This is a genomic window from Carnobacterium sp. (assembly GCF_040274425.1).
In genome coordinates, this window is the sequence record NZ_JBEMBC010000017.1 from 1 (window position 1) to 24,792 (window position 24,792).

General features: G+C 35.1%; 20 protein-coding genes. 3 read left to right on the plus strand and 17 right to left on the minus strand.

The features are described from left to right. The 14 genes from ABS911_RS05165 to ABS911_RS05230 form a co-directional block, all read right to left on the minus strand. On the minus strand, nt 1-233 hold a 233-nt coding region (locus tag ABS911_RS05165; protein ID WP_350466630.1), incomplete at its 3' end, for an Rnase Y domain-containing protein. A 306-nt stretch (nt 234-539) separates the two neighbouring features. Further along, nucleotides 540-1,583, minus strand: coding sequence for a recombinase RecA (gene recA, locus ABS911_RS05170; RefSeq protein ID WP_350466631.1), 1,044 nt, complete (start codon nt 1,581-1,583; stop codon nt 540-542). 155 nt (nt 1,584-1,738) lie between these two features. Then, a complete protein-coding gene (locus tag ABS911_RS05175) occupies nt 1,739-3,001 on the minus strand; it encodes a competence/damage-inducible protein A (RefSeq protein ID WP_350466632.1) in 1,263 nt (420 codons plus the stop codon). Between the two features lie 184 nt (nt 3,002-3,185). After that, nucleotides 3,186-3,767 (minus strand): CDP-diacylglycerol--glycerol-3-phosphate 3-phosphatidyltransferase, encoded by a 582-nt coding sequence (pgsA, locus tag ABS911_RS05180; RefSeq protein ID WP_089978308.1) that lies wholly within the window; start codon nt 3,765-3,767, stop codon nt 3,186-3,188. A gap of 87 nt (nt 3,768-3,854) precedes the next feature. After that, nucleotides 3,855-4,727, minus strand: a complete 873-nt coding sequence (locus tag ABS911_RS05185) for a helix-turn-helix domain-containing protein (protein ID WP_350466633.1) — start codon at nt 4,725-4,727, stop codon at nt 3,855-3,857. A gap of 106 nt (nt 4,728-4,833) precedes the next feature. Next, nucleotides 4,834-5,559 carry an elongation factor P 5-aminopentanone reductase gene (gene ymfI / locus ABS911_RS05190; RefSeq protein WP_350466634.1) on the minus strand — a complete coding sequence of 242 codons (726 nt, stop codon included), beginning with the start codon at nt 5,557-5,559 and terminating at the stop codon, nt 4,834-4,836. Further along, the gene (gene yfmH, locus ABS911_RS05195; RefSeq protein WP_350466635.1) at nt 5,556-6,857 is read right to left on the minus strand and encodes an EF-P 5-aminopentanol modification-associated protein YfmH; all 1,302 of its coding nucleotides are present in this window, start codon (nt 6,855-6,857) and stop codon (nt 5,556-5,558) included. Before yfmH ends, ymfI begins: the two co-directional genes overlap by 4 nt. Then, nucleotides 6,857-8,119 carry an EF-P 5-aminopentanol modification-associated protein YfmF gene (yfmF, locus tag ABS911_RS05200; RefSeq protein WP_350466636.1) on the minus strand — a complete coding sequence of 421 codons (1,263 nt, stop codon included), beginning with the start codon at nt 8,117-8,119 and terminating at the stop codon, nt 6,857-6,859. Before yfmF ends, yfmH begins: the two co-directional genes overlap by 1 nt. A 108-nt stretch (nt 8,120-8,227) precedes the next feature. Continuing rightward, a complete protein-coding gene (locus ABS911_RS05205; RefSeq protein ID WP_350466637.1) occupies nt 8,228-9,187 on the minus strand; it encodes an ABC transporter permease in 960 nt (319 codons plus the stop codon). Between the two features lies 1 nt (nt 9,188). Further along, a complete protein-coding gene (locus ABS911_RS05210) occupies nt 9,189-10,256 on the minus strand; it encodes an ABC transporter permease (RefSeq protein WP_350466638.1) in 1,068 nt (355 codons plus the stop codon). After that, complete coding sequence (locus tag ABS911_RS05215; protein WP_502880503.1) at nt 10,249-11,796, minus strand: ABC transporter ATP-binding protein; 1,548 nt, start codon at nt 11,794-11,796, stop codon at nt 10,249-10,251. Before ABS911_RS05215 ends, ABS911_RS05210 begins: the two co-directional genes overlap by 8 nt. A gap of 241 nt (nt 11,797-12,037) precedes the next feature. Further along, entirely contained in the window at nt 12,038-13,087 is a 1,050-nt protein-coding gene (locus tag ABS911_RS05220; protein ID WP_350466639.1) for a BMP family lipoprotein, read from the minus strand. A gap of 261 nt (nt 13,088-13,348) precedes the next feature. Continuing rightward, the gene (locus tag ABS911_RS05225; protein WP_350466640.1) at nt 13,349-15,688 is read right to left on the minus strand and encodes a DNA translocase FtsK; all 2,340 of its coding nucleotides are present in this window, start codon (nt 15,686-15,688) and stop codon (nt 13,349-13,351) included. A gap of 122 nt (nt 15,689-15,810) precedes the next feature. Beyond that, nucleotides 15,811-17,889, minus strand: coding sequence for a DNA topoisomerase 3 (locus ABS911_RS05230; protein ID WP_350466641.1), 2,079 nt, complete (start codon nt 17,887-17,889; stop codon nt 15,811-15,813). 206 nt (nt 17,890-18,095) lie between these two features. On the opposite strand from ABS911_RS05230, the gene ABS911_RS05235 reads away from it, so the two are divergent. Together ABS911_RS05235 and yidC are read left to right on the plus strand one after the other, a co-directional pair. Further along, nucleotides 18,096-18,467, plus strand: a complete 372-nt coding sequence (locus ABS911_RS05235; RefSeq protein WP_350466642.1) for an acylphosphatase — start codon at nt 18,096-18,098, stop codon at nt 18,465-18,467. A 65-nt stretch (nt 18,468-18,532) separates the two neighbouring features. Then, nucleotides 18,533-19,456 carry a membrane protein insertase YidC gene (gene yidC, locus ABS911_RS05240; protein WP_350451937.1) on the plus strand — a complete coding sequence of 308 codons (924 nt, stop codon included), beginning with the start codon at nt 18,533-18,535 and terminating at the stop codon, nt 19,454-19,456. Between the two features lie 34 nt (nt 19,457-19,490). On the opposite strand, the gene ABS911_RS05245 is transcribed toward yidC, so the two are convergent. The 3 genes from ABS911_RS05245 to gnd form a co-directional block, all read right to left on the minus strand. Further along, the gene (locus tag ABS911_RS05245) at nt 19,491-21,038 is read right to left on the minus strand and encodes a sensor histidine kinase (RefSeq protein ID WP_350466643.1); all 1,548 of its coding nucleotides are present in this window, start codon (nt 21,036-21,038) and stop codon (nt 19,491-19,493) included. After that, a complete protein-coding gene (locus ABS911_RS05250; RefSeq protein ID WP_013710305.1) occupies nt 21,035-21,727 on the minus strand; it encodes a response regulator transcription factor in 693 nt (230 codons plus the stop codon). The genes ABS911_RS05245 and ABS911_RS05250 overlap by 4 nt, the downstream gene beginning before the upstream one ends. A 286-nt stretch (nt 21,728-22,013) precedes the next feature. After that, nucleotides 22,014-23,447, minus strand: coding sequence for an NADP-dependent phosphogluconate dehydrogenase (gnd, locus tag ABS911_RS05255; RefSeq protein WP_350466644.1), 1,434 nt, complete (start codon nt 23,445-23,447; stop codon nt 22,014-22,016). A gap of 340 nt (nt 23,448-23,787) precedes the next feature. Here gnd and ABS911_RS05260 point away from each other — a divergent pair, with 340 nt between their 5' ends. After that, nucleotides 23,788-24,744 carry a magnesium transporter CorA family protein gene (locus tag ABS911_RS05260; protein WP_350466645.1) on the plus strand — a complete coding sequence of 319 codons (957 nt, stop codon included), beginning with the start codon at nt 23,788-23,790 and terminating at the stop codon, nt 24,742-24,744. The last annotated feature ends 48 nt before the right edge of the window (nt 24,745-24,792 follow it).

The window sequence follows — 24,792 nt, forward strand, 5'->3', positions numbered from 1 at the left end:
TCTTTCAGCTCTGCTTCAATTTCAGTTCGATATTTGTGGCTTTCATCCTTCGCTTCTAACATCGCTTCCTTTTTCATGGTTTCTGCTTCTCTTTTTGCTTCTTCCAATATTCCAGTTGCAGTGTTTCTAGCACCAGCTAGTTCTTTTTCGTGGTTTGCTTTGCGGACGAGATATCCAACAATAAGACCGACAACTAAAGTAACGATAGCGAAGGCAACACTTTTAAAATCCATTCTTCCACCTCCGTATCATTTATTTAATTTGTCATTTAATATTTATCCATTATTTGGTAGAACCAGAATAGCTTTATACCAATAAAACCTACCCGTTATCTAATTTTAAATTAATAGATATCTTAATTTTAATTGTAGTGAAGAGACATGTCAACTTAAATAATGGTTTTGTAGCCCTTTCATAAACTTTCATTGTGTTGATCCAATTCATTTATGAACCCTTTTCCATACATTTTTAGTAAAATATTTCCAAAAAAAGCCAACAAGCGTCTAAGCTTATTGGCTTTTCTCTATCTTCTAGTTCGTTTAGTCTTCTAATAAATCAGTTTCAGGTGCTTCTACTACTTCTTCAGCACCAGCTTCTCCAATACCATAGGCTGCTCGAACTTTTTGTTCTACTTCAGCTCTTAATTCAGGATTGTTTTTAAAGAATTTTTTTGCATTTTCTCTTCCTTGGCCAATTCGTTCGCCACCATAAGAGTACCATGCACCTGCTTTATCAATGATATCTTTATCCGATCCCATATCTACAAGTTCTCCTACTTGAGAAATACCTTCTCCATACATGATATCCACTTCAGCTACTCTAAAAGGTGGAGCAACTTTATTCTTAACTACTTTAATTTTTGTACGATTACCCATAATATCTGTACCTTGTTTAATTTGTTCAGCTCTTCTAACTTCCAAACGAATCGTAGCATAGAATTTCAAAGCACGTCCACCTGGTGTAATTTCTGGATTACCAAACATAACACCAACTTTTTCACGAATCTGGTTGATAAATAAAGCAATAGTTTTTGTTTTGTTGATTGAACCAGATAATTTACGTAAAGCCTGAGACATCAAACGAGCTTGTAACCCTACATGAGAGTCTCCCATTTCTCCTTCAATTTCCGCACGTGGTACTAATGCAGCAACCGAGTCAATGACAACAATATCCACTGCTCCACTGGAAACCAATGCATCTGCAATTTCCAAACCTTGTTCACCTGTATCCGGTTGAGATAATAGCAATTCGTCAATATCTACTCCAAGTGCAGCTGCGTATTTTGGATCCAATGCATTTTCAGCATCAATAAATGCAGCAATTCCGCCTTGTTTTTGAACCTCAGCAACGGCATGCAAAGCTACCGTTGTTTTACCTGAACTTTCAGGACCATATACTTCAATAATTCTTCCTCTAGGAAATCCGCCGACTCCCAATGCTACATCTAATGCTAATGATCCACTAGGGACTGTAGAAATACGCGTATCAACTTTTTCTCCAAGTTTCATAACGGAACCTTTACCAAAGTTCTTTTCAATTTTTTTTAACGCTGCGTCTAATGCTTGTTTACGATCGTCTGCCATTAAATAAATCCTCCTCAAGTCTCTTTTATTATTTAATTAATCATTCATATTTTCATCTGCTACAAACATTATCATACCTTTTTTATATAAAAAAAGCAAGAAAAAAGCGAACAAACATTCGGTCTTTTTCAATCGATTGATTTCCTATTTTCATTTCACAAAACTTTTTGTTCTATAGGCAAATCTAGTAACACTCTTCGAATTAAGTCTAATCCGGACATGATCGATTTTTCTCGATTATTTTCACGCCCTTTACCAAAGTGATACTCTTTAGCAAATGCTGTTTCTTTAGTAGCAATACCAATCCATGCGGTTCCTACTTCTTTATTTTCCAATTTATCTGGGCCTGCAACCCCTGTAAAGGAGATAGCCAAATCTGTATCAAACATCTCTTGTGCTTTTTTTGCCATTTCTATCGCACACTCAGCACTGACTACACCAAACTCTTCAATTAATTTTTTTGTAACTCCTAAAATAGTTGTTTTTGCATCATTACTATAAGTTACAATTCCACCCTTGAAATAGTTACTTGCACCTGAAACACTTGTTATAAGGTGTTGAAAAGAACCACCAGTCAAGCTCTCAGCAGCTGTAAGTGTCAGATTTTGTTCGTTTAATAAATCTGTCACAACATTTACTAAACGTCTATCCTCTCCATACCCATAAAAATAACCGCCTATGCGTTGTTGGATGGTAGCTTCCATCTTATCCAATAATAATTGACATGCTTTCTCAGTACTTCCGTTTGCTGTTAAACGTAAGGTTACTTCATGCTTCCCAGCATAAGTAGCAATAGTAGGATTTTTTTGTTCTTCAATCAAATCCTCTAATTCAGCAGCTAGTTGAGATTCTCCAATGCCAAAGAAACGCAAAACTCTTGATACAAGATGGTTCTCATTTGGGCGTCCGTCCATTAGTAATGGCCTTGCTTCCTTTATAAACATAGGTTCTAACTCACTAGGTGGGCCTGGTAATAATAAAAAAGCTTGTTTGTCTTGTTTTAAAAACATCCCTGCTGCAAGTCCTGTTTCATTTTTTAAAACAGTAGATCCTTCAATTACCATAGCCTGCAATCGATTATTTTCTGTCATTACTCGCTTGCTATTTTCAAAAAAACTACTTATTTTATCCATAGTACCTGTATCTAAAATTAATTCTTTATTTAAATGTTCAGCCAATACTTGTTTTGTAATGTCATCTTTCGTAGGTCCAAGACCACCTGAAAGGATAACTAGATCACTTCTTTTTTCTGCCACTTGTATAACTTCTAATAATCGTTTCGAATTGTCTCCAACAACTACTTGGTGATAAACATCTATGCCTAATAGTGTTAGTTCGCGAGAGAGAAAAGAAGCATTAGTGTTTACTACTTGTCCCATTAAAAGTTCTGTTCCAACTGCTATGATTTCAGCGTTCATCTTACTTCACTCCTACTTCTATAATACGCGAATTCTGTTCCGCAACTTTTATTTGCCTTACTTTAAGTACCATAAAAGACTGGTTATTGTCTTCCTATTTTACCATACTTTTTAAGAGGTAAAAAAAAGAAGACCTGTTAAAAACAGTCTTCTCCATATTATTTTTTAACATTTTAACGATTTTTTATTTTGGACCTTTAAACACTGCACTATTTTTAACAAAATAATCTACACCAGAATAAATGGTAAAGAATAAACAAATATATAACATAATAGAGGCCATTGGAAGCCCAATACCTTCAAATGGCAAATTATCAACCAGTAATAATATAATGGCAACCATTTGAGTAGCTGTCTTGATTTTTCCTGGCCAATCAGCTGCTAAAACAGTTCCACCTTGCTCCACTAATAGCAATCTTAATCCAGTAACTGCTAACTCTCTACAAACAATAATAGATACAACCCACGAAGGAGCTAAGTCTTGCCCTACTAGAATAATTAAAGCTGTCATTACCAACATTTTGTCAGCTAAGGGATCTGCAAATTTACCAAAATTTGTTACCAATCCTCGATCACGCGCAATTTTACCATCTAACCAATCTGTAAAACTTGCTAAAGCAAATAAAACTGCCCCTACCAACTGAGTAACTTCAATTGTTGATCCTAAAAGCTGAAAAACGCCCCAATCAAATGGTGCCAATACTACAATAACAAATATTGGAATCATAAATATTCTCAATACTGTAAGTTTATTCGGTAAGTTCAATTTTTTGCTTCCTCTCTCCAATAATATACACCCATTGCTGCTAAGATTATTGCCAAAGGGCCTTTTTAGACTTTTATCTTATAAAGTTTACTCAAATTGAAATTCAATTTCTTGTCGAACAGAATTTTCTGCTTCTGGAGCATATGAGATATCTTCGCCATTAAGATTAACTTCCGTTGCAGGAGCATTTCCAATGATAACCAATAATGATGAAGTCCCCTCTGGAACTTCTGTTTCTAAATTAGAACCATCCGTTATTAATTGAGCATCAATTGTTGTTCCATCTGCTTCAACACTGATCCAAGAGTCTCCACCTGTCGCAGTTAATGTTAAAGTATTGCCTTCGGAGCTTCCCGTAACGGAATAAGTTGTAGCAGATCCAGTAGAGGATAAGATTTCTATTCCTTGATCCTCTTCACTCTCTTCAGATGCTATTGTTTCAGAGGATTCCGTTGCAGTTTCAGATTCCTCAGTTGCTGCAGAATCTGCACTAGAAACAGATATTGTTTCAGAATCTTTAGTGATCATTTCTTCATCACCTTGGTTATTCGTCTTGATTACTGCAAAATAGATGGCTGCTATAATAGCTACCGCTATAATGCCAATTAAGATTGTAGGTAAATATTCTTGGACTTTTGTTAAAAGTACATTTTCTGTATTCTTTCCAACACGAGTTTGATCCGTAGAAACTTTTTCTACGTATTCTTCGTCATGAGTATGAGGTACCGCATCTGTATATTCTTCTAATAATTGGTCTCCATTTAAGCCAACAGTATCCGCATATTGTTTGATAAACGCACGAGCATAAAATTTTCCCGGCATCACATCATAATTGCCTTCTTCAATAGCAATCAAGTAACGTTTTTGAATTTTAGTCATTTGTTGCAAATCATCTAAAGTATAGCCTTTAGCTTTTCTTGCTTCTTTTAATTTTTCACCAATTTCATTCAATTGTCTCACCTACCTGTTCTCTTTTTTAGAGAGAAAATCTTATATCATTTGAATTATAACATAACTGATACTTTAGAAACATTAATTTTTCTTTATACTGCATAACTAATTTTTCTTATTTTAGCCAACCACCGCTGATGACAATAGATTGACCAGTCATATATGCGCTTCTTTTATCCACTAGTTGCACAACCCAAAAACTGATTTCAGATACACTTCCTAAACGTCCTAAAGGAATTTCATTTTCTAGTTCTTTTACTTCAGTTGAAGTAAAATCCTGATTCATTTTTGTAGCAATAGCCCCTGGAGAAATAGCATTAACTGTTATCCCTAAGCTAGCTACTTCTTTACTATAAGCTTTTATAAAAGCTAATTGAGCACCCTTTGTTGTGCTGTAAAGAACTTCCATAGCACTACCTGTTTCACCATAAATTGAACTAATAAAAATGATTCTTCCATTTCTAGAATGAGCTAGTTTAGACTGTAATTGTTGAAGCAATATAATTGGTGTTTTAACGTGTACTGCCCACATATGATCCATATCCACAGTAGAGACTTCGGTTAACAATTGATACGTCGTAAAGCCGCTTGCAAATATCACAGCATCCAATTGAAAAATGGATTTCAGGAAAAGAGGAATCTCTTCTTCTTGAGTCATATCTAAAGACAATGCATAAAAATCTTGTTTAGGGTAGTGTTCTTGATACTCTTGCAATTGTTCTTCAGCACTTTTGATATTTGAATGGTAATGCAGATACAGCGACCAACCTTTTTCAGCTAATTCTTGTGCAATTTTTTTCCCAATATCGCCACTTGCTCCCATTATCAAGGCAAATTTCACGCGTTTTTGTCTCCTTTTGGTAAAATATGAAACGTAGTCATATGATCTTCAATCATAAATTCTTCAGCCGCTTCTTTTATCTCATCCAATGTGATACTTTCTATAATGGGAACGACATCAAATAAAGTTGCTTCGCCATATATGGGTTGGCTATATTGATTGGCAATATATTCTAGTGAATTTAACGATTGTAGTTCTTGCCCAATCGTTCTCTTTTTAACTATTGCTAAGTTCTCATCAGTTAATTCTGAACTCATTTTTGCTTCAAGTAATAATTTTTTGATTTCAGCACTAAAAACTGCAGAGTCTTTCGTATCTCCACTAACATCAATAAAATGGAACGTACGATCTAAGTTAAATTCAAATGAAAAACTATCATCTATGATACCTTTATCGTATAATTTTAAATAATTTTCTGATGTAGGGCCAAATAATAGCGTTAGCAATAAATCCATTGTTGTTTTGTATTTTAAGGCTTCAATACCACTTGAAATTTCTCTTATTCCTTTTACTCCTACGATACTCTTTGGTCGATTCACAGTCATATTAATAAAATTATACGGTTTAATATCTTTGATCGTTTCTTCTGGGAAAATTCGCTTAATGTCTTCGGCTGGAGCATATTCTTTCTGTGCTTGATTTTCTCGAATCAACTTCATCATTTCTTCAGGGTCTAACTTCCCTACCACGAACAAATTCATATTGCTAGGATGATAAAAAGTTGCATGGTTTTCATACAATAATTCAGGTGTGATATCCATAATACTATCTACAGTTCCCGCAATATCGATGTGTAAAGGATGTTTAGGATACATATTTCCTAAAATACCAAAAAACAAACGCCAATCTGGCTCATCTTCATACATTTGAATCTCTTGAGCAATAATTCCTTTTTCTTTGTTTACTGTTTCGTCTGTAAAATAAGGTTCTTGAACAAAGTCTAATAAAGTTGTTAAGCTTTCCGAAACATGACTAGTGCTAGAAAAAAGATACGCTGTTCGAGTAAAACTTGTAAATGCATTGGCAGAAGCACCCAATCGACCAAACGTGTTAAATACATCTCCATCTTCTTTTTCAAATAGTTTATGTTCTAAAAAATGAGCAATTCCATCTGGAACAGTGATCATTTCTGTTTTGCCATTTGGTACAAATTGATTATCAATTGAACCAAAGTTTGTGGAAAACAATCCATATGTTTTATGGAAATCATTTTTAGGTAGCAATGTAACCTTTAATCCGTTATCTAATGTTTCGGTATAAATTATTTCTTGCAATTGCTCGTAAACTTTTTTCTCCATTATTTCGCCTCCGCTGTCAAAAAGAATGTTGCCTTTAATTTCACTTGGTTAGCCACTTCAATTATTTCTTCTTTAGTAACTTTTTCAATTCTTTTTACCCATTCATCAATGGTAAGGATTTTCCCTTTGGTCAATTGTAACGCATAAATACGTTCAATAACGGATCCAGGATTATCTTCTGATTGGAAAAGTTGATTCTTCAGCATTTCTTTTGTTTGAGAAACTGCTTCCTCAGTAAAATTGCCCGCTTGCATTTCTTTTAATTGTAAGGCAATAATTTCTTTAACCTGATCTACTTTTTGATTATCAATTCCTGTTTGAACCGTCATTATTCCTCTAAACGTATCCAATGAACTAGAAGCATAATAAGCTAAACTTTCTTTTTCACGGACGTTCATAAATAATTTCGAATGCGGAAATCCGCCAAACAAACCATTGAATACTTGTGCAGCGTAATAAGAAGGTTCGTGATAAAAAACTGAGGTTGTGTAACCAAGATTAAATTTCGCTTGAATAATGTCTTGTTCTTCAGTCTTATTTTTCACTTCATTGGGTTCCTTTTCAGCGTAAAAACTGCTTGTTGGTACGATTTCACGAGGCGAAAAATTAAATTGTTCAAAAGCTGATTGAATTTCACCCTCATCAACATCTCCCATTAAATATATATCAATTTTGTCTTGATCTAAAAGCTCTTGATAATAGTCATATAGCGATGTAGGGGATAGTTCTTCCAAATCTTCTTTTGAACCTACACTAGGGATTTGTTGATTAACATCTTCAAATAAGAGCTCTTGCAAAGCAAGACTGGCATAAGTCTGTTTATCATCAAAGAGTGAATCGTAATAATCTACTAAATTTTCCTTTTCTCTCTTAAAGGTTTGTTCATGAAACTGTCCATTTTCTGTATTCGGTTGAAATATAATTTCTTTTAAAAAGTCGATACCTTCTTGTAATACATTATCGCCTTTTGAAAGATACTTTTCGTTTACTAAGTTCAAACTGATAGAAAAAATATGAGTGTTTCCTTTTTTACTGACACCTGTTCCAAAACTAGCTCCATACATATTTGATAGAGCACTTCTTAGTGCTGTTTGTGTAGGGTATTTTTTACTATTTGTTTCTAATAAATTCGCTAACATAGCTCGTTTAGTAATCGTTTTCTTATTTAATGGAGCACGAAATTTCATCATGATTCGAATGGTTTTGTATTTTTTAGTGGGGAGTACATGTAAATGAACTCCTTCATTTAATTGAATTGACATACCTTTTCCTCCTCTAACTTAAAAAGCGTTCATTGTCTATCTTAAAATAAATAATGAAAAAAAGAAAGCAGCAACAGACATGAATGTCCGTTACTGCCAACAACATGATTATTTTGATTTAATATACGTTTTACCACCAGCTGCTGGTCCTTCAGATTTACCGATTACTCCGACCAATACAATAATAGTGATAACATATGGTGCAACTTGCAACCATACACTTGGAATATCTTGAATAATTGGAATATAGTTTCCGATAACCCCTAAACTTTGAGCAAAACCAAAGAAAATAGCTGCCCCCATTGCACCAAGAGGGTTCCACTTACCAAAGATCATTGCTGCCATAGCAATAAACCCTTGTCCAGCAATGGTTGAAGCTTGGAAACTCAACGAAATAGATTGAGCTTGGATTGCTCCACCCATACCACCTAGCAAACCAGATAACATAACTCCAGCATACTTCATTAAGTAAACATTGATTCCTAATGTATCTGCTGCTTGAGGATGCTCTCCAACAGATCTCAAACGTAAACCAAAACGAGTTTTAAAGACGACTACCCAGCAAATAATCGCAATTAAAATACCTGCAAATGCGGGTGCAGAAGTTCCTTTAAAGAAAATATCGCCAATAAACGGAATACGATTTAACAAAGGTATTGTTACTTTACCAAAACTTTCAGTAATACGATCCGTTTGTCCAGCACCATTATACAATACACGTGTAAAGAATATAGCTAACGCTGGAGCCATTAAGTTAATAACAGTACCAGAAATTATGTGATCTGCTCTTAGATTAACAGTTGCTACTGCGTGAATCATTGAAAAAATCGTACCCACAAGTCCACCAACTAAAGCAGCGATCCAAGGAGTCAAATCACCAAAAGTTCCGGCAAACGTTAAGTTAAAAACAATTGAACTAAATGCTCCCATAACCATTATTCCTTCAAGTCCTACGTTGACGATACCACTGCGCTCAGAAAAGGTTCCACCTAGGGCCGTCAACACAAGAGGAGCTGAATAAACAAGCGATGATGAAATAATAAGTTGTAGTAAATTTGTAATATCCATCTTATTTTACTCCTCCTTTATTCACTCTAGCTCGTTTGTCAATAAAGTAACGAATTAAGTAATTAGCTCCAACGAAGAAGATAATAGATGCTATTACAATATCTACAACTTCGGTTGGTACACCTGAAATCATTGGCATACTGTTCCCACCAATTTTCAATGCACCAAATAATATAGCAGAGAAGATGATTCCGACAGGATTACTCAATCCTAACAAGGCAACCGCCATACCGTCAAAACCAATCGTTGGCATTGCACCTTGTGTGAAAATATTTTGGAAATTCCCTAACCCTTCCATTACTCCTCCTAAACCAGCTAAACCACCACTGATCAACATCGAAATAATGATATTTCGCTTAGTACTCATCCCAGCATATTCAGAAGCACTTGGGTTTAATCCAACTGTTCTAATTTCAAATCCAGTAGTGGTTTTTTTCATTAAGAACCATACAATGACAGCCATGGCTAACGAAATAAATATCCCAGTATGCAATGTAGAATTACTTGTTAATTCTGTAATCCATCCTGCTCGCAGACTAGCACCTTCTGAAATGCGGGGTGTTGCATCTGCCGATTCCGTCAAAACGTTACGAATTAAATAATTAGTTGTATAAAGAGCCGTATAATTTAACATAATGGTTACAATAACTTCACTTGTATTAAAATAGGCTCTTAAAAACCCAGCAATTCCAGCCCAAATTGCACCAGCTAAAACCCCACCCAATATGCTTAGAGGAAGTAAAATAAAGCTAGGCAAATCTATAAAACTATTTGCAACCCATACCGAAAACAACCATCCTAATAGCGCTTGTCCTGCAACCCCGATATTAAAGAATCCTGCATTATAGGCTACAGAAAAACCCAGTGCTGTTAGAATAAGTGGCGTAGCTTGTCTTAAGGTTTCACCAATGTAAAATGAAGAACCAAAAGCGCCATTGATCATTGCAGTATAGCCAGAAATTGGATTATATCCAAAAATAACCATGATAATAGCACCTAGAATAAATCCCAAGACCACAGATAATACTGGCACTAATAAATTATTAAGCGTATCTTTTTTATTAGTCAATGTGAACACCTTCCTTCCCATTTCCTTGTTTAATCAAAGAACGGGCTTTTTCAAGAGAAGTACCAGCCATTAATAAACCAAGTTCTTGTTCAGTTGTTTCTTTTGGATCTACAATAGCAATAATATTTCCTTCATACATAACAGCGATTCGATCAGAAACATTTAAAATTTCATCCAACTCAAAACTCATTAATAAAACTGCTTTTCCATTGTCACGTTGTTCGATCAGACGTGAGTGGATATATTCAATTGCTCCAACATCAAGTCCGCGTGTTGGTTGAGCAGCAATCAACAATGAAGGATTACGATTAATTTCTCTAGCAATAATCGCTTTTTGTTGATTCCCACCTGATAGCGAGCCAGCAGGAGTCGTTTCATTTTGTGTACGTACATCAAATTCTTCAATTAATTTTAAAGCGAATTTCTTTATTTCTTTTTGATTTAAAATACCATAATTGCTTAAAGGCTTTTTATAATAGGTTTGTAATGCAATATTTTCTTCTAGCGACATTGGTAAAACCAGACCATATTTATGGCGATCTTCTGGAATATGACCTAACCCTATTTCTGTAATTTTACGTGGAGTTTTATTTTGGACTTCTTGCCCATTTAATGTGATTTTCCCACTTTCAGTCTTCGCTAAACCAGTTATTGCATGAATCAACTCACTTTGTCCGTTTCCATCGATACCTGCTATCCCAACAACCTCACCAGCTCGCACTTCCAAACTCAAAGATTTTACGGCTTCTAAACCACGATGTTCCTTTACAACAAGGTTCTCAATCGACAATACTGTTTCTTTTGGCTGAGAAGCTTTCTTGACTGTTTTAAAGGAAACCGAACGCCCAACCATCATGTCTGCTAATTCTTGTGGAGAAGTAGTTGAAACATCTACCGTGTCAATACTTTGTCCTCGACGAATAACTGTACAGCGATCTGCAACAGCTTTTATTTCGTCAAGTTTATGAGTGATTAAGATAATAGATTTCCCTTCTTTTGTTAGGGCTCTCATTATATTGATCAATTCATCGATTTCTTGAGGGGTCAATACCGCTGTTGGTTCATCAAAAATCAGAATATCTGCTCCACGATAAAGGGTCTTTAAAATTTCTACCCGTTGCTCCATTCCTACTGAAATAGATTCGACTTTTGCACTAGGATCAACTAGCAGACCGTATTTCTCAGACAATTCTTTGATGTCTTTTTTAGCCGAGTCTCTGTCCAGAAAACCATTCTTAGTTTTTTCCATTCCTAAAATGATATTTTCAGTCACGGTAAATTTCTTCACTAACATAAAATGTTGGTGAACCATTCCAATACCTAATTTGTTTGCTGCACTAGGTGAACTGATATTTACCACCTGTCCATCAACAAGAATTTCTCCAGAAGTTGGTTCTAATAATCCTGAAAGAATATTCATTAAAGTCGATTTTCCTGCACCATTTTCTCCTAAAAGAGCATGTATCTCTCCCTTTTTAAGCTGCAAATTAATATTGTCATTCGCTTTGAAAGTACCAAATTGTTTCGTAATACCCTTCATTTCAATGACGTTTACTGATTCTGACACGATGGTTTCACTCCTTTTCTATTGCTCAACCCATTATCCATTATAGTTCTTTTACAGACAAGTACTTATCAAATTTTCTCTTGTAATTTTAATAGAATATCTATTTGCCAAATCGTAGAAAGAGTGCTACCTCATAAGAGAGTAAAAGACCGGTATAAGTTACCGGTCCTTTACCTTTATTTATTCCCTAAGAAGTGCTTAGTCTAAGTTACAATTACGGTGCTTCTGGGACTGTAATTTCACCATCGATAATTTGTTGTTTGTAATCTTCAACAGTTTTGATTGTTTCTTCAGATAAAGCTCCATCAGTAATACCTACACTATCTTCAGCTAAGCCAAAGTTGCTGATTTCTCCACCTGGGAAGTTGCCTTCCATTGATTCATTTGCGATATCTTGAACAGCTTGACCTACCCCTTTAAGAGTTGAAGTAAGTGTTAAGTTCCCGCCATCGTACTCACCTTCAGCAGTTTGATCACGGTCAACTCCGATTACCCATAATTGTTCATCTGGGTTAGAATTCATACGGTCAATAGCTTCTGAGAATACTCCGTTACCTGTATCACCTGACGCATGATAGATTACATCTGCTCCTGAACTATACATAGCAGCTGCTAATTGTTTACCAAGTGCAGCGTCTCCGAATGAACCTGCATATTCAACATCAATTGTAATATCTGGGTTAACCGCTTCTACACCTGCAACAAAACCAGCTTCAAAACGGTCAATAACAGCACTTTCTTGCCCACCAATAAATCCAACATGGTCTGTTTCAGTTGTTTCAGCAGCTGCAACACCTGCTAAAAATGCAGCTTCATGATCTTTAAATAATACAGAAGCAACATTGTCTGCTTCGATCTGTTCATCAATAATAACAAAATTTTGATCAGGGTTTTGTGCAGCAACGTCTGCCATTGCTGGTTGTAATTTAAATCCAATTCCATAAATCAAATCAAAATTACTATTTAGAGCAGTATTTAAGTTTGTAACAAATTGAGAATCTTCGTCAGATTGAATGTAGTTGTAGCCATCCGGTCCTTTTTCAAGTCCGTGCTCTTCTCCCCAAGCTTCCATACCTTCCCAAGCAGATTGGTTAAATGATTTATCATCTACTCCACCTACGTCGGTAACCATAACAATTGAATAATCTTCTCCTGAACCTGAAGATGAAGCATTATCACTTCCTTCATCAGCTCCACATGCAGCCAATGTTAAACTTGATAATAGACCCAGAGTCAATAAACTCTTAAAATTTCTACTCTTCACTCAAAAAACCCCCAATAATTTTTTAGTATGAATTAAATTAGCATCAATTCATCCTCGCATTTATAGTACCATCTTTATTTTAAAAAATAAACAACAAATATGATTGTTGAAAACGTTTTAGCTTAAAATTGTTCAGTTTTTAATTGATTTCTAATGTATTAGTGCTCGTTTCGTTTGCATATGGACCAAATGACTAACAAAAAGTGCACGTTCCAAAAAAAACACTCGTTAAATAGATTGCTATCAAACGAGTGTTATTTATTAATATTGGTCTGCTTCTGTTTCTGTCAAATGATCCTCACCAGTAAGCCTTGTAATGTTCACCTTACGAGGCTTACTTCCTTCTGATGGACCAACAATGCCTCGCATTTCCATTTCATCAATCAACCGAGCCGCGCGGTTATATCCAATCCTAAAACGACGTTGCAATAAGGAAATACTCGCTGTCTGCATTTCAACAATCAAAGCCACAGCATCTTCGTAGACATCGTCTTGTACTTCACTTTCCATAGTCTTAGTTTCTTCAGTCGGCATCATTTCTTCTACGTAATTTGCACCTTGTTGATCCGTTACGAAAGTCACTATATGCTCAACTTCTTCATCTGAAATAAATGCCCCTTGTACACGGACAGGCTTATTTTCGCCCATTGGTAAAAATAGCATATCTCCTCTACCCAACAATTTTTCTGCTCCACTGCCATCGATTATCGTTCTAGAATCAACACCACTTGAAACAGCAAAAGCAATACGTGAAGGTACATTCGCTTTGATGATACCGGTAATAACATCTACACTGGGTCTTTGAGTTGCTAAAATCATATGAATGCCAGCAGCTCTAGCCATTTGTGCTAACCGGATGATGGCATCTTCAACTTCATTACTAGCTACCATCATCAAGTCAGCTAGTTCATCTACAATTACCACTATGAAAGGCAACGTTGGATAATTTTCTCCGTTTTCTTCATTATAGGTTTGCAAATGTTGATTATAACCAGTAATGTTTCGCATTCCACTGGCCGCAAATAGTTCATATCTTCTTTCCATTTCAGTAACGACTTTTTGCAAAGCTTGAGCTGCCTTTTTAGGATTTGTTACAACAGGAGTCAACAAATGTGGAATCCCGTTGTATACATTTAACTCTACCATTTTAGGATCGATCATCATTAATTTCACTTCGTTTGGTTTAGCTTTCATCAATAAACTAGTGATGATACCATTAATACAAACAGACTTCCCACTACCCGTAGACCCTGCAACAAGCAAGTGAGGCATTTTAGATAAATCTGCCATAGTGATGTTTCCGGATATGTCTCTTCCAAGCGGAACTTCTAACATTTTTTCTTTATTGTGAACTTGACCTTCAATAACATCTCTAAACGAAACCAAGCTCACCTCGCTATTTGGAACTTCGATCCCAATAAATGATTTCCCAGGAATAGGCGCTTCAATTCGGATATCTTTTGCTGCTAATGCCAGAGCAATGTCATCACTGAGATTGACTATTTTACTCACTTTTACCCCAACAGCAGGTTGAACTTCATATTTTGTTACAGCTGGACCTAAGTTTGCTTTAGTAACTTTGGCGTCCACTCCGAAACTTTGGAATGTTTCTTCTAATTTTTTTACATTTTTTTGGATAAGCGCATACTCGTTTGTTTGATCATTTTGCGGTATTTCATTCAACAGATGTGAAGGAGGCAATTGATAATCTTTATTTTCTCTTTCAGCCCCTATCTCAAAATCGATCGTTTCGCTTTCATTCTCTTCAAAATCAGCATCTGCTGCTTCCTTAGTCGCCGGTTTTTCAACACGATTTTGATAGCTGTCAATTTCTAGCTGCAATTGCTCATTTTTATCTTTAGTGACTGATTGATCGTCTTCATTTGTAGTTGATACTGCTTTGACTGTATTTTCCTTATTTTTCTTGCTAACTTTTACCCCCTCAGCTTTGGGAGTCTCTTTTAATCTACTTGTTTTTTGATGGATAGCCGTCTTAAAATGATTTAAAGCTGATTTTAATTTCTCCCAGATCATTAGAAATAGCTGACCAGTTTTTTTCAAAAAAGTTTTAAACGATAGTTGAAATAATAAAAACAGTCCAAAAAAGCAACTAAGTCCTGCTATAAAATAAGTACCCCATTGAGAAAATAAAAAATAGCTGATCGCATAAAAAATGGCTCCAATCATACCCCCACCAAGCGATTGGGTAATTTCGTTATTTGCCATGTCTGTCATGAAAAAACGAAAAGTAGCTGAGATGATGTTCATATCTGAATGGATAATAGGAGCAAATAAACGGGCATGCAATATTAATAGTAAACTGCTGTAAATAAGTAAAAATCCCATGATACGTTTGTTTTTAAAAGGAGGTTCTTTACCTTTAAATACTAGATACACACCATAAATCCCTACTAAAATGGATGCTACGATAAATGTATTTCCTACAAAAAAACGAAATAGATTTGCACTAAAAACACCCGCAAAGCCAGTTTTTGAAGCTGAAAAAATACTTAAAATAATAAATATCAAGCCAATAATTTCAAAAGAGAAACGATAATTTGCGTTCTTTTTAGTTGTGCTAGTCTTTTTTTTCACTGCCACGATTTTCTTCCCTCCTTATACTCTTCTTTGATTATACACAAAATTACTCTTAAACGGAATGCAGTAAAAGGATGAAATAGACAATCTTTCTTGCCTTATTCCATCCTTTCCTAAATCCAAATTTAATTATCTTTTTTTGCCATTGCAGCTTTCATGGCTAACGCCAACGGGCTTTCTACTTCTTCTTGTTGATTGTTTATTTTTTGCATTAATTTCTTTGTTTCGTGTTTGCTAGGTTTCTTACTACTTTTTCCTTCTAATTTTTCAGTAATGTTACAATATTTGCACTTAAAATAATTTCCATTTTTGCCTTCATGGATTTCCATTTTCCGATGGCACTGTGCACAGCGGTGATTAGATACTTTCGGATCTTTTCTACGTTTGTACGAACAAGTTGAACTGCTACAAATGAGTAATTTTCCATCACGGCCACTTCGTTCTTTCAACAATTCACCGCAGTCAGGACAGATCTTGTTAGTTAATGCATGATCTTTATACGTTTGCGTACTTGTTTTGATTTCTGTTACTAATCGAGCAGTTTCATTCTTTATTTGCTTTAAGAAGTCCTCTTTTTTTAAACCACCATTTGAGATTTCTTCCAAGGACTTCTCCCATTTGCTTGTTAGTTCAGGAGTCACTAATGCAGGGTTTACTAATGTTAGCAATTGTTGTCCTTTAGGCGTTGTGCTTAGCTTATTTTGATTTCGTTCCATTAACTCGCTGCTAATCAGTTTTTCAATGATCTCAGCACGAGTTGCAGGTGTTCCTAACCCATTCTTTTCCATATTTTGCAGCAAGGTACCTTCAGACAATCGAGCTGGCGCTTGAGTCAACTGTTTTTGAATGGTATAAGCTGTACGCATTAATTGTTCGTTTAGTTTATACACATTTTCTGATTGTTTTGGAACGTCCTTTTTCCAGCCTTTTTCAAGTACGGTTTCTTGTTGTAGACTAAATAAGATACCTGCTACTGAAAAAACAACCGTTGTCTTAGAGACTTTATAAGCTGGTAAAAAAAGTCCAATAAAACGTTCCACAACCATGCGATAAATTTTCAACTCATCTGCTTCCATTTTTTCTGGACGTGGGCGTTCTTCAGTAGGAATAATACCATGATGATCTGTCACTTTAGCAGTATTAAAAACACCTTTTTGAGTTACTTGAGCTCCTCTTTTCAAAATCCCTTTAGCTTCTTCAGGAGCAAATCCTTGAATCGCCATAACTCGTTCTTTCATAGTTCCTACCATGTCTTGAGTCAAATACTTTGAATCTGTTCTTGGATAAGATAGCACTTTATGACGTTCATATAAGGTCTGCATTAAACTAAGTGTTTTCTTTGCTGAAAATTGGTAGCGTTGGTTAGCTTCGCGTTGAAGTTCAGTTAAATCATATGGCATTGGCGCTTGTTGAACCGACTGTTTTTCTTTTATATCTACAACTGTTACTGGTTTGTCTTTTAACGATGATACTAGCTTCTCGGCTTTTTCTCGGTCATTAAACTTACGTGGAGCTCCCTCTTGCAACACAGCTTTTTTACCATCGACTGTCAATTGCACCGTATAAAAAGTTTCTGGAACGAAAGACTGTATTTTGGCTTCTTGCTTACGTACCATGGCTAACGTAGGTGTTTGTACCCGTCCAGCTGATAAATTATCTTGATACTTCACAGTCAATGCTCTAGTAACGTTTAGACCAATTAACCAGTCTGCTTCTGAACGCGCAACTGCAGAATCGTATAATGTATCGTATTTTTTACTCGGTTGCAATTGATTAAATCCATCTTTAATAGCCTTATCGGTTTGCGATGAGATCCACAGTCTTTTTACTGGTTTATTAAAATGAACATACTCTAATATCCATCTTGCAACCAATTCTCCTTCACGTCCAGCATCCGTCGCAATTACTGCTGAACCAATATCTTTTCGATTAGCCAGTTGTTTGATTGCTTTTAATTGGCTTCTGGTATTCGTTAACGGTTTAGTTGTCATTTTTTCTGGAATAAGCGGTAAGACATTTAAGTCCCACGTTGCCCACTCTGCTTTATAATCTTCTGGCATTTTCAACCCCAATAAATGGCCTAATGCCCACGTTACAATAACGTCATTTCCTTCAATATGTGTCTTGCTTTTTTGAGTTGCTCCTAATACTCGTGCAATTTCTTTTCCTACACTTGGTTTTTCGGCAATAATTAATGTCTTCATGTTTATTCCTTTCTATACTTAAACCTGCTGATACTTTTACTTTTCCCTGTGACCATTGTGCATCCATTGTAAGGTATCTCTATACTCAATGCAACAAAACCAAAAGTTTGTTCTTTTTTATTAATTAGCATCAAGAATGATTGACCAAATTTAATTCACTCGTTACAATAACTTAAACAAGTACTATTATATTAAGGAGGTTTAGGATGAGTTCTTTTTTTACATTAGTCAAAGAGTTTCTTTTTCCAGTTAATAAACCAATAGAGTCTTCAATAGAAGACAATAGTAATGGAGGGATTTCTATGAAAAAGGTTTCGATTCGTGTAACAGGACTTGTTCAAGGCGTTGGCTTTCGTTATTCAACCAAAGTAGTAGCTGATCAGTTTGACGTCTACGGCATTGTTCGTAATGAATCAGATGGAAGCGTTTATATAGAAGCTAATGGCGATGAAGAAAAAATAGACAAATTTATAGAAAAAATAAGAAATTCCCCTTCACCCAGTGGGCAAGTTGATTCTATCACTATAGAAGAACTTTCCTCTTTGCCTGTCAGAGATAAGTTCATAATAAGCAATTGAAAACCATTCCTGAATCCTGTATAGTAAGTAATGCTACTTACTTTAAAAATGAAGGATTGTGAACAATGAAAAATTTCAAGAAATTACTTTTATCAGGAACGCTATTAAGCGTTATGGTTTTTTTGTCTGGTTGTATGGGTCATGACTCAGATGGAAACCCTAGTGGTTTTATTTACGAATTTCTAGTGGTTCCAACGCAACAAGTGATAATTCAACTTGCTGAATTATTAGGAGGTAGTTATGGACTAGCTATTATTGTCATTACATTAGTCGTCCGCTTAATTATTTTACCTTTAAATTTAAGCCAATCAAAAAAATCTATTATACAACAAGAAAAAATGGCCTTGATCAAACCAGAAATGGAAGAAGTCCAGAAGAAACAAAAATCTGCTGTTACAGCTGAAGAAAAAGCTGCTGCTCAACAAGAACTCATGAGTCTTTATAAAGATAACAACATGAGTATGTTAGGTGGTATCGGATGTTTACCATTATTGATTCAAATGCCGATATTTACAGCTATGTTCCAAGCAATCAATTTGTCTAAAGAAATAGGAAATAGTACATTCTTAGGCTTTAGTTTAGGAGATCAAAATATTGCTCTTGCTATCGCAGCCGGTGCTGTCTATTTTGTTCAATCTTATGTCTCTATGATTGGACTTCCTGAGGAACAAAAGAAACAAATGCGTACAATGATGTACGTTAGCCCAATTATGATTTTAATGGTTTCATTTACATCACCTGCTGGGTTAGGGTTGTATTGGTTTGTTGGAGGAATTTTTGCAGTCTTCCAAACACTTATTACTAATTTTATTTTTAAACCTAGGATCAAAGCACAAGTTGAAGCAGAAGCTAAAAAACGTCCTGCTAAACCAAAACGGACGATTAAACAAGCTGAACCTGTTGCACAACAATCTAAAGTTTTAAATCAACCATCAAACAAAACAAATGGCCGCGGTAGAAATGCCGGCAAACAACAAAAAAATCGTTAAAAAAAATACCTACTCGAATGAGTAGGTATTTTTTTTATACTTCATCTTTGTAGATAGGCAATGTGATTCTAAATATTGAACCATAGTCTAAAACACTTTCTACAGTGATCGTGCCGTTGTATCCACTTAATAATTCTTTAGCTATCGCTAGACCAAGACCATTTCCGCCTTTATGTCTGCTACGAGCTTTATCAATACGATAAAAACGATTGAAAATCTTTTCAGCGTCTTCTGGAGTCATTCCTTCTCCAAAGTCTTGAATGGCAATTTGGACTTCTCGATCATCATTTGCAACTGAAATATGGACTTCTTTACGATCAGTAGAATATTTCACTGCATTATCTAGTAAAATAATCAAGATTTGTTCAATATGATTTCGGTAAATAGAAACATATACTTCTTCATTGATATCATCGTCCAAATTAAAAACAAAGTCTGGATGAATCATTTTAAAATTATTATAAGTTTGTTGAATAATCGGTTTTATAGCCGTTTTTTCATTTTTATAATGAATTTCTACTTGCTCAGCTCTAGATAAATCTAACATTTCCTGAACCAAACTTTTCATCCGTGTGATTTCTTGTAATGAAGCAGAAAGTGATTCATCTAAGATCTCAGGATCATTTTTACCCCACCGATCTAATAGTTTCAAATGACCTTCCATCACAGCAACTGGTGTTCTTAATTCATGAGAAACATCTTCAACAAATTGTTTCTGTTGCTCAATATACTTTTGCATTTTATCCAGCATATCATTAAAGACAATAGATAGATGATCCAATTCATCGTTTCCTTCAACTACTTCAATTCTAGAAGTCGATTGCGTATCTTGTCTGAGGTCATTCATTGTTTTTGTAATGTTTTTTATCGGCTTCAAAAAATTTGATGCCAAGAAGTAACCTAAAATACCACTAAAAATAAGAGCAGCAGAACTCATAGCTACTAAACTAATAAATGTGACCTCAATCATATTATGGTAATCTGACATCCCATCGATAACTTGTACATATCCAATGATTTGTTGTGTCTCATCAGAAATAACAGGCGCAACTCCATAATAACCCTCTTCACCATTTACATCGATCATCTTGATAACTGGTTCCGAGCTTTCTTCAAAAGAAAAATCGCCTAATTTTGATTCAAAAAGCAAACGTGATGTTGGAGTATAAACCCTTACGATGACATCTTCTTCATTCATTTTGGCATATAAAGTATCTTCGTAATTTCCAGAATCTTCAAATGTTGTATTTCTCTGATCATATTCTCCATTTAGCTCCATAATATCTGGAAAGTAAGAGGGATTAAACGCAGAGTAAACCGTTGACTTTGATAGAGCTGTAGAATCACTATCTGTTATTTTATTTTCATCAACTAGACGACTAGCTGCTCCAAATAAAACTTCTCTAAAATTTTCTTCCTCTTGTGTGAACATAATTTGTCTAAAACCTACAAAAATAGCAATTGAAAAAATCGAAAACGTTAAGAATATTGCAAGTGTTGCTCCAATAGTCCATTTCCATTTTAAGGATAATCGTTTTCTTTTCTTTCCTTCCTTATTTTTGTCATAGAACGAGAATCTCACGAACGCATCACATAACCTGTCCCGCGAACGGTTTGAATGTAGCTATCAACATTCGGAACGTCAATTTTATTTCTTAGGTAACGAATATATACATCTACGACATTTGTTTCAACTTCAGTTTCGTATCCCCAAACTTTATTCAATAATACATCACGAGCTAAAACAACATTCACATTTTCCATTAACTCTAGCAACAATTCATATTCACGCTTAGTTAATTCAATAACTTCATCACCACGACGTACGACACGGTTTTCTTTTTCAACCGTTAAATCTCTATACGTAACTGTTGTTTGTTTTGTGATATTTTGTTCACTTTCAATCTCAATACGGCGGAATAATGCGCGCAAACGTGCTAATAATTCTTCGATAGCGAATGGTTTAACAATATAGTCATCTGCACCATGATCTAAACCAGATACACGGTCAATAACTGAATCTCTAGCAGTCATCATAATAATAGGCACATTACTTACTTGTCTAATACGACGACAAACATCTATTCCATTTAGTTCTGGTAGCATTAAGTCTAATAAAATAACATCCCAATGTGCATCTTCTGCAACTGCAGCTTCTAATCCTGTACGTCCATTGTAACGAACCTCTGTTGCGTAGCCTTCATGTTTTAATTCTAGTTCTACAAAACGAGCCAGATTTTTTTCATCTTCAATAATTAAAATTTTGTTCATGTTAGTGTACACCTGCTCCTCTAAAATCCCTATTTTTGTCTCTTTTGCTCTTGTTACGATACCATGATAAATAGTTTTTCACAATCAATTTTTAATGTGTCCGTTATCATTTTACCATAAATTAGAAATAAATGAGAACCTTAAAACTCACCTTTAAGAGTTTCTTAAGCAATTCGACAGTTGTCTATTATTTAATCGGTACTTTCATTATTTTTTGTCATACAAAAAGAGACTGAAAATATAATTTCAGCCTCTTTTTTACGATCTATTTTAGAAAAACAACGTCTTACAGTTGTTCTTCTCCTTCATTTCCATACCAGTCAAAGTGGAAAGTTCCAGCTTTATCTGTTCTTTCGTATGTGTGTGCTCCGAAATAATCACGTTGCGCTTGAATGATATTTGCAGGCAGATCAGCAGTACGATATGAATCATAATAAGCAATTGCTGAAGAGAACGTTGGGATAGGTACACCTGATTTAACAGCAATACCAATCACATCACGAACAGAGTCTTGGTAATTTTTAGTGATATCCATAAAGTAATCGTCCAACATCAAGTTTTTAAGATCTGCTTTACGATCATAAGCATCTGTAATTTTTTGCAAGAAACGAGCACGAATAATACATCCGGCACGGAAAATTTTAGCTATTTCACCGTATTGTAAATTCCAATCATACTCTTCACTAGCTGTACGCATTTGCGCAAATCCTTGAGCGTAACTCATGATTTTACTAAAGTATAAAGCTTGTCTGATTTTTTCAACCAATTCAGCTTTATCTCCATCAAATGAATAACTAGCTGGTTTTGGTAAAACCTTACTTGCTTCAACACGTTCTTCTTTTAATGCTGAGATATAACGTGCAAAAACAGATTCTGTAATCAATGGTAGTGGTACACCTAAATCTAATGCACTTTGTGATGTCCATTTGCCTGTACCTTTATTTCCAGCACGATCTAAAATGATATCGACCATTGGTTTTCCAGTTTCAGGATCTTTTTTAGTTAAAGCTGTTGCTGTGATTTCAATTAAGAAACTATCTAATTCGCCTTTGTTCCATTCAGCAAATACTTCAGCTATTTCTTCAACTGATAACCCTGCAACATTACGTAACAAGTGATAAGATTCAGCAATCAATTGCATATCGCCATACTCAATACCATTATGAACCATTTTAACATAGTGTCCTGCTCCATTTGGTCCGATGTACGTAACACAAGCTTCGCCATCTTCAGCTACAGCAGCAATTTGTTCAAGGATAGGTGCAACAAGATCGTAAGCTTCTTTTTGCCCACCTGGCATAATAGCTGGCCCTTTAAGCGCGCCTTCTTCTCCACCAGAAACACCTGTGCCAATAAAGTTCACACCTGATTCTGCTAGTTCTTCACTGCGACGAATTGTATCTTTAAAGAAGGTATTTCCTCCGTCAATCAATACATCTCCTTCATCAAGATGCGGCAATAAAGATTGGATGGTTGCATCCGTTCCTTTACCTGCTTGTACCATTAACAAAATACGTCTTGGTTTTTCAAGAGAATCTACAAACTCTTCAACTGTACGAGTCAATACTAATTTTTTACCTGGGTTTTCTGCAATAACGGCTTCTGTTTTAGAAGTAGTTCGATTATAAACAGATACAGTATAACCTCTGCTTTCAATGTTTAAAGCCAAGTTTTTCCCCATAACAGCCATTCCAACTACACCAATTTGTTGCTTACTCATATTTATTTGAACTCCCTTCTCTTCAACCTCTATTTAACTAATTATTATTTCTTTGTCCCTTACTATCCTAGCAAAAAAAGCGAGAAATGAAAAGTTGTTTCATATATTCTGTTAACTTATTTATTTTCCCACTCAAGATACAACCATTTTTTTAAGTTGAAATACGATTTATAAACTTTTATTCAAAAATTGTTGTGTCTTTTGAGTGAAAGTACATTTTTCCTTCTAACAAAAAACACTTTTTAACTTTTTTCATCCTGCTTAGTGTAAACTAGGGAGTAGAGTAGATTTTATTTCTTTATCGTATCTTCTATTAATCTTATTTCAAGGAGCGTTTGCTATGATTCATTCTTATTATACAACAACTAAAGGTGAAGTTGTCCATGACACTGATTTTACTCATGTGGAGTGGCTACACCTATCTAATCCGACATCTGATGAAATCAATCGAGTGGTTAAACATTTTGGGTTCCCAAAAGACTATCTTTCTAGTGTTTTGGATCCAGATGAGGTTTCAAGACATGAAAATTTAGAATTAGATGAAAGCGAGAGTTCTTCATTAGCTATGTTTCTTTATCCATTAAAAGTAACCAGTAACCAAAACGATAGTGAATATGTTACCAGGCCTTTAGCAGTTATTATGACAGCTAAAACCGTTATTACAGCTGCTGTTCGTACACCTGATTTTATTTCAAGTATGATTGAAAATAAGCCGAACTTCCCAATATCTAGTACCAATCAAGAGCGTTTTTTGCTTGATATTGCTTGGCACATATCTTCTGATTACATTACTTATTTAAAAGAAATTAATGCTAAAATTGAAAAATTAGAAGACACCATTACAAAGACTTCTAAAAACCGCCAATTATTTATTTTGATGTCTCTACAAAAGAGTTTGGTCTATTTTAGTACTGCTATTGAAAGCAATCATCCGATTTTCAAACGCTTAAAAGCTATCGAGCGTTTTAATACAGATAAAAGCATTCTTTCCTTTTTACATGACGTTGTTATTGAAAATCAACAAGCTGAAGCAATGATTCGCCAGTCTAATAAAATGTTAGAACAAATCAGTGCTATCTTTTCTTCTGTTATTTCAAACAATTTAAATAATATTATGAAAGTGTTAACGTCCATCACTATCGTTTTAACAATCCCAAATATTATCGGAGCACTTTGGGGTATGAACGTGACACTCCCATTTGAAGATACTCCAGGTGCTTTTTGGATACTCTGCTTCATCAGTCTTGCAATATGCGGATTAACCGTTTGGATATTAAGAAAAAAAGATTATTTTTAATAGCCTCTTGATTCTTTCTGCTTATTTGATGTAAACTGTAAGAAATAT

Coding starts and splice junctions, on each gene's coding strand:
- recA (WP_350466631.1), bottom strand. CDS start 1,583: ATGGCAGACGATCGTAAACAAGCATTAGACGCAGCGTTAAAAAAAATT.
- ABS911_RS05175 (WP_350466632.1), bottom strand. CDS start 3,001: ATGAACGCTGAAATCATAGCAGTTGGAACAGAACTTTTAATGGGACAA.
- yfmH (WP_350466635.1), bottom strand. CDS start 6,857: ATGGAGAAAAAAGTTTACGAGCAATTGCAAGAAATAATTTATACCGAA.
- yfmF (WP_350466636.1), bottom strand. CDS start 8,119: ATGTCAATTCAATTAAATGAAGGAGTTCATTTACATGTACTCCCCACT.
- ABS911_RS05205 (WP_350466637.1), bottom strand. CDS start 9,187: ATGGATATTACAAATTTACTACAACTTATTATTTCATCATCGCTTGTT.
- ABS911_RS05215 (WP_502880503.1), bottom strand. CDS start 11,796: ATGAAGGGTATTACGAAACAATTTGGTACTTTCAAAGCGAATGACAAT.
- ABS911_RS05230 (WP_350466641.1), bottom strand. CDS start 17,889: ATGAAGACATTAATTATTGCCGAAAAACCAAGTGTAGGAAAAGAAATT.
- ABS911_RS05235 (WP_350466642.1), top strand. CDS start 18,096: ATGAGTTCTTTTTTTACATTAGTCAAAGAGTTTCTTTTTCCAGTTAAT.
- yidC (WP_350451937.1), top strand. CDS start 18,533: ATGAAAAATTTCAAGAAATTACTTTTATCAGGAACGCTATTAAGCGTT.
- ABS911_RS05250 (WP_013710305.1), bottom strand. CDS start 21,727: ATGAACAAAATTTTAATTATTGAAGATGAAAAAAATCTGGCTCGTTTT.
- gnd (WP_350466644.1), bottom strand. CDS start 23,447: ATGAGTAAGCAACAAATTGGTGTAGTTGGAATGGCTGTTATGGGGAAA.
- ABS911_RS05260 (WP_350466645.1), top strand. CDS start 23,788: ATGATTCATTCTTATTATACAACAACTAAAGGTGAAGTTGTCCATGAC.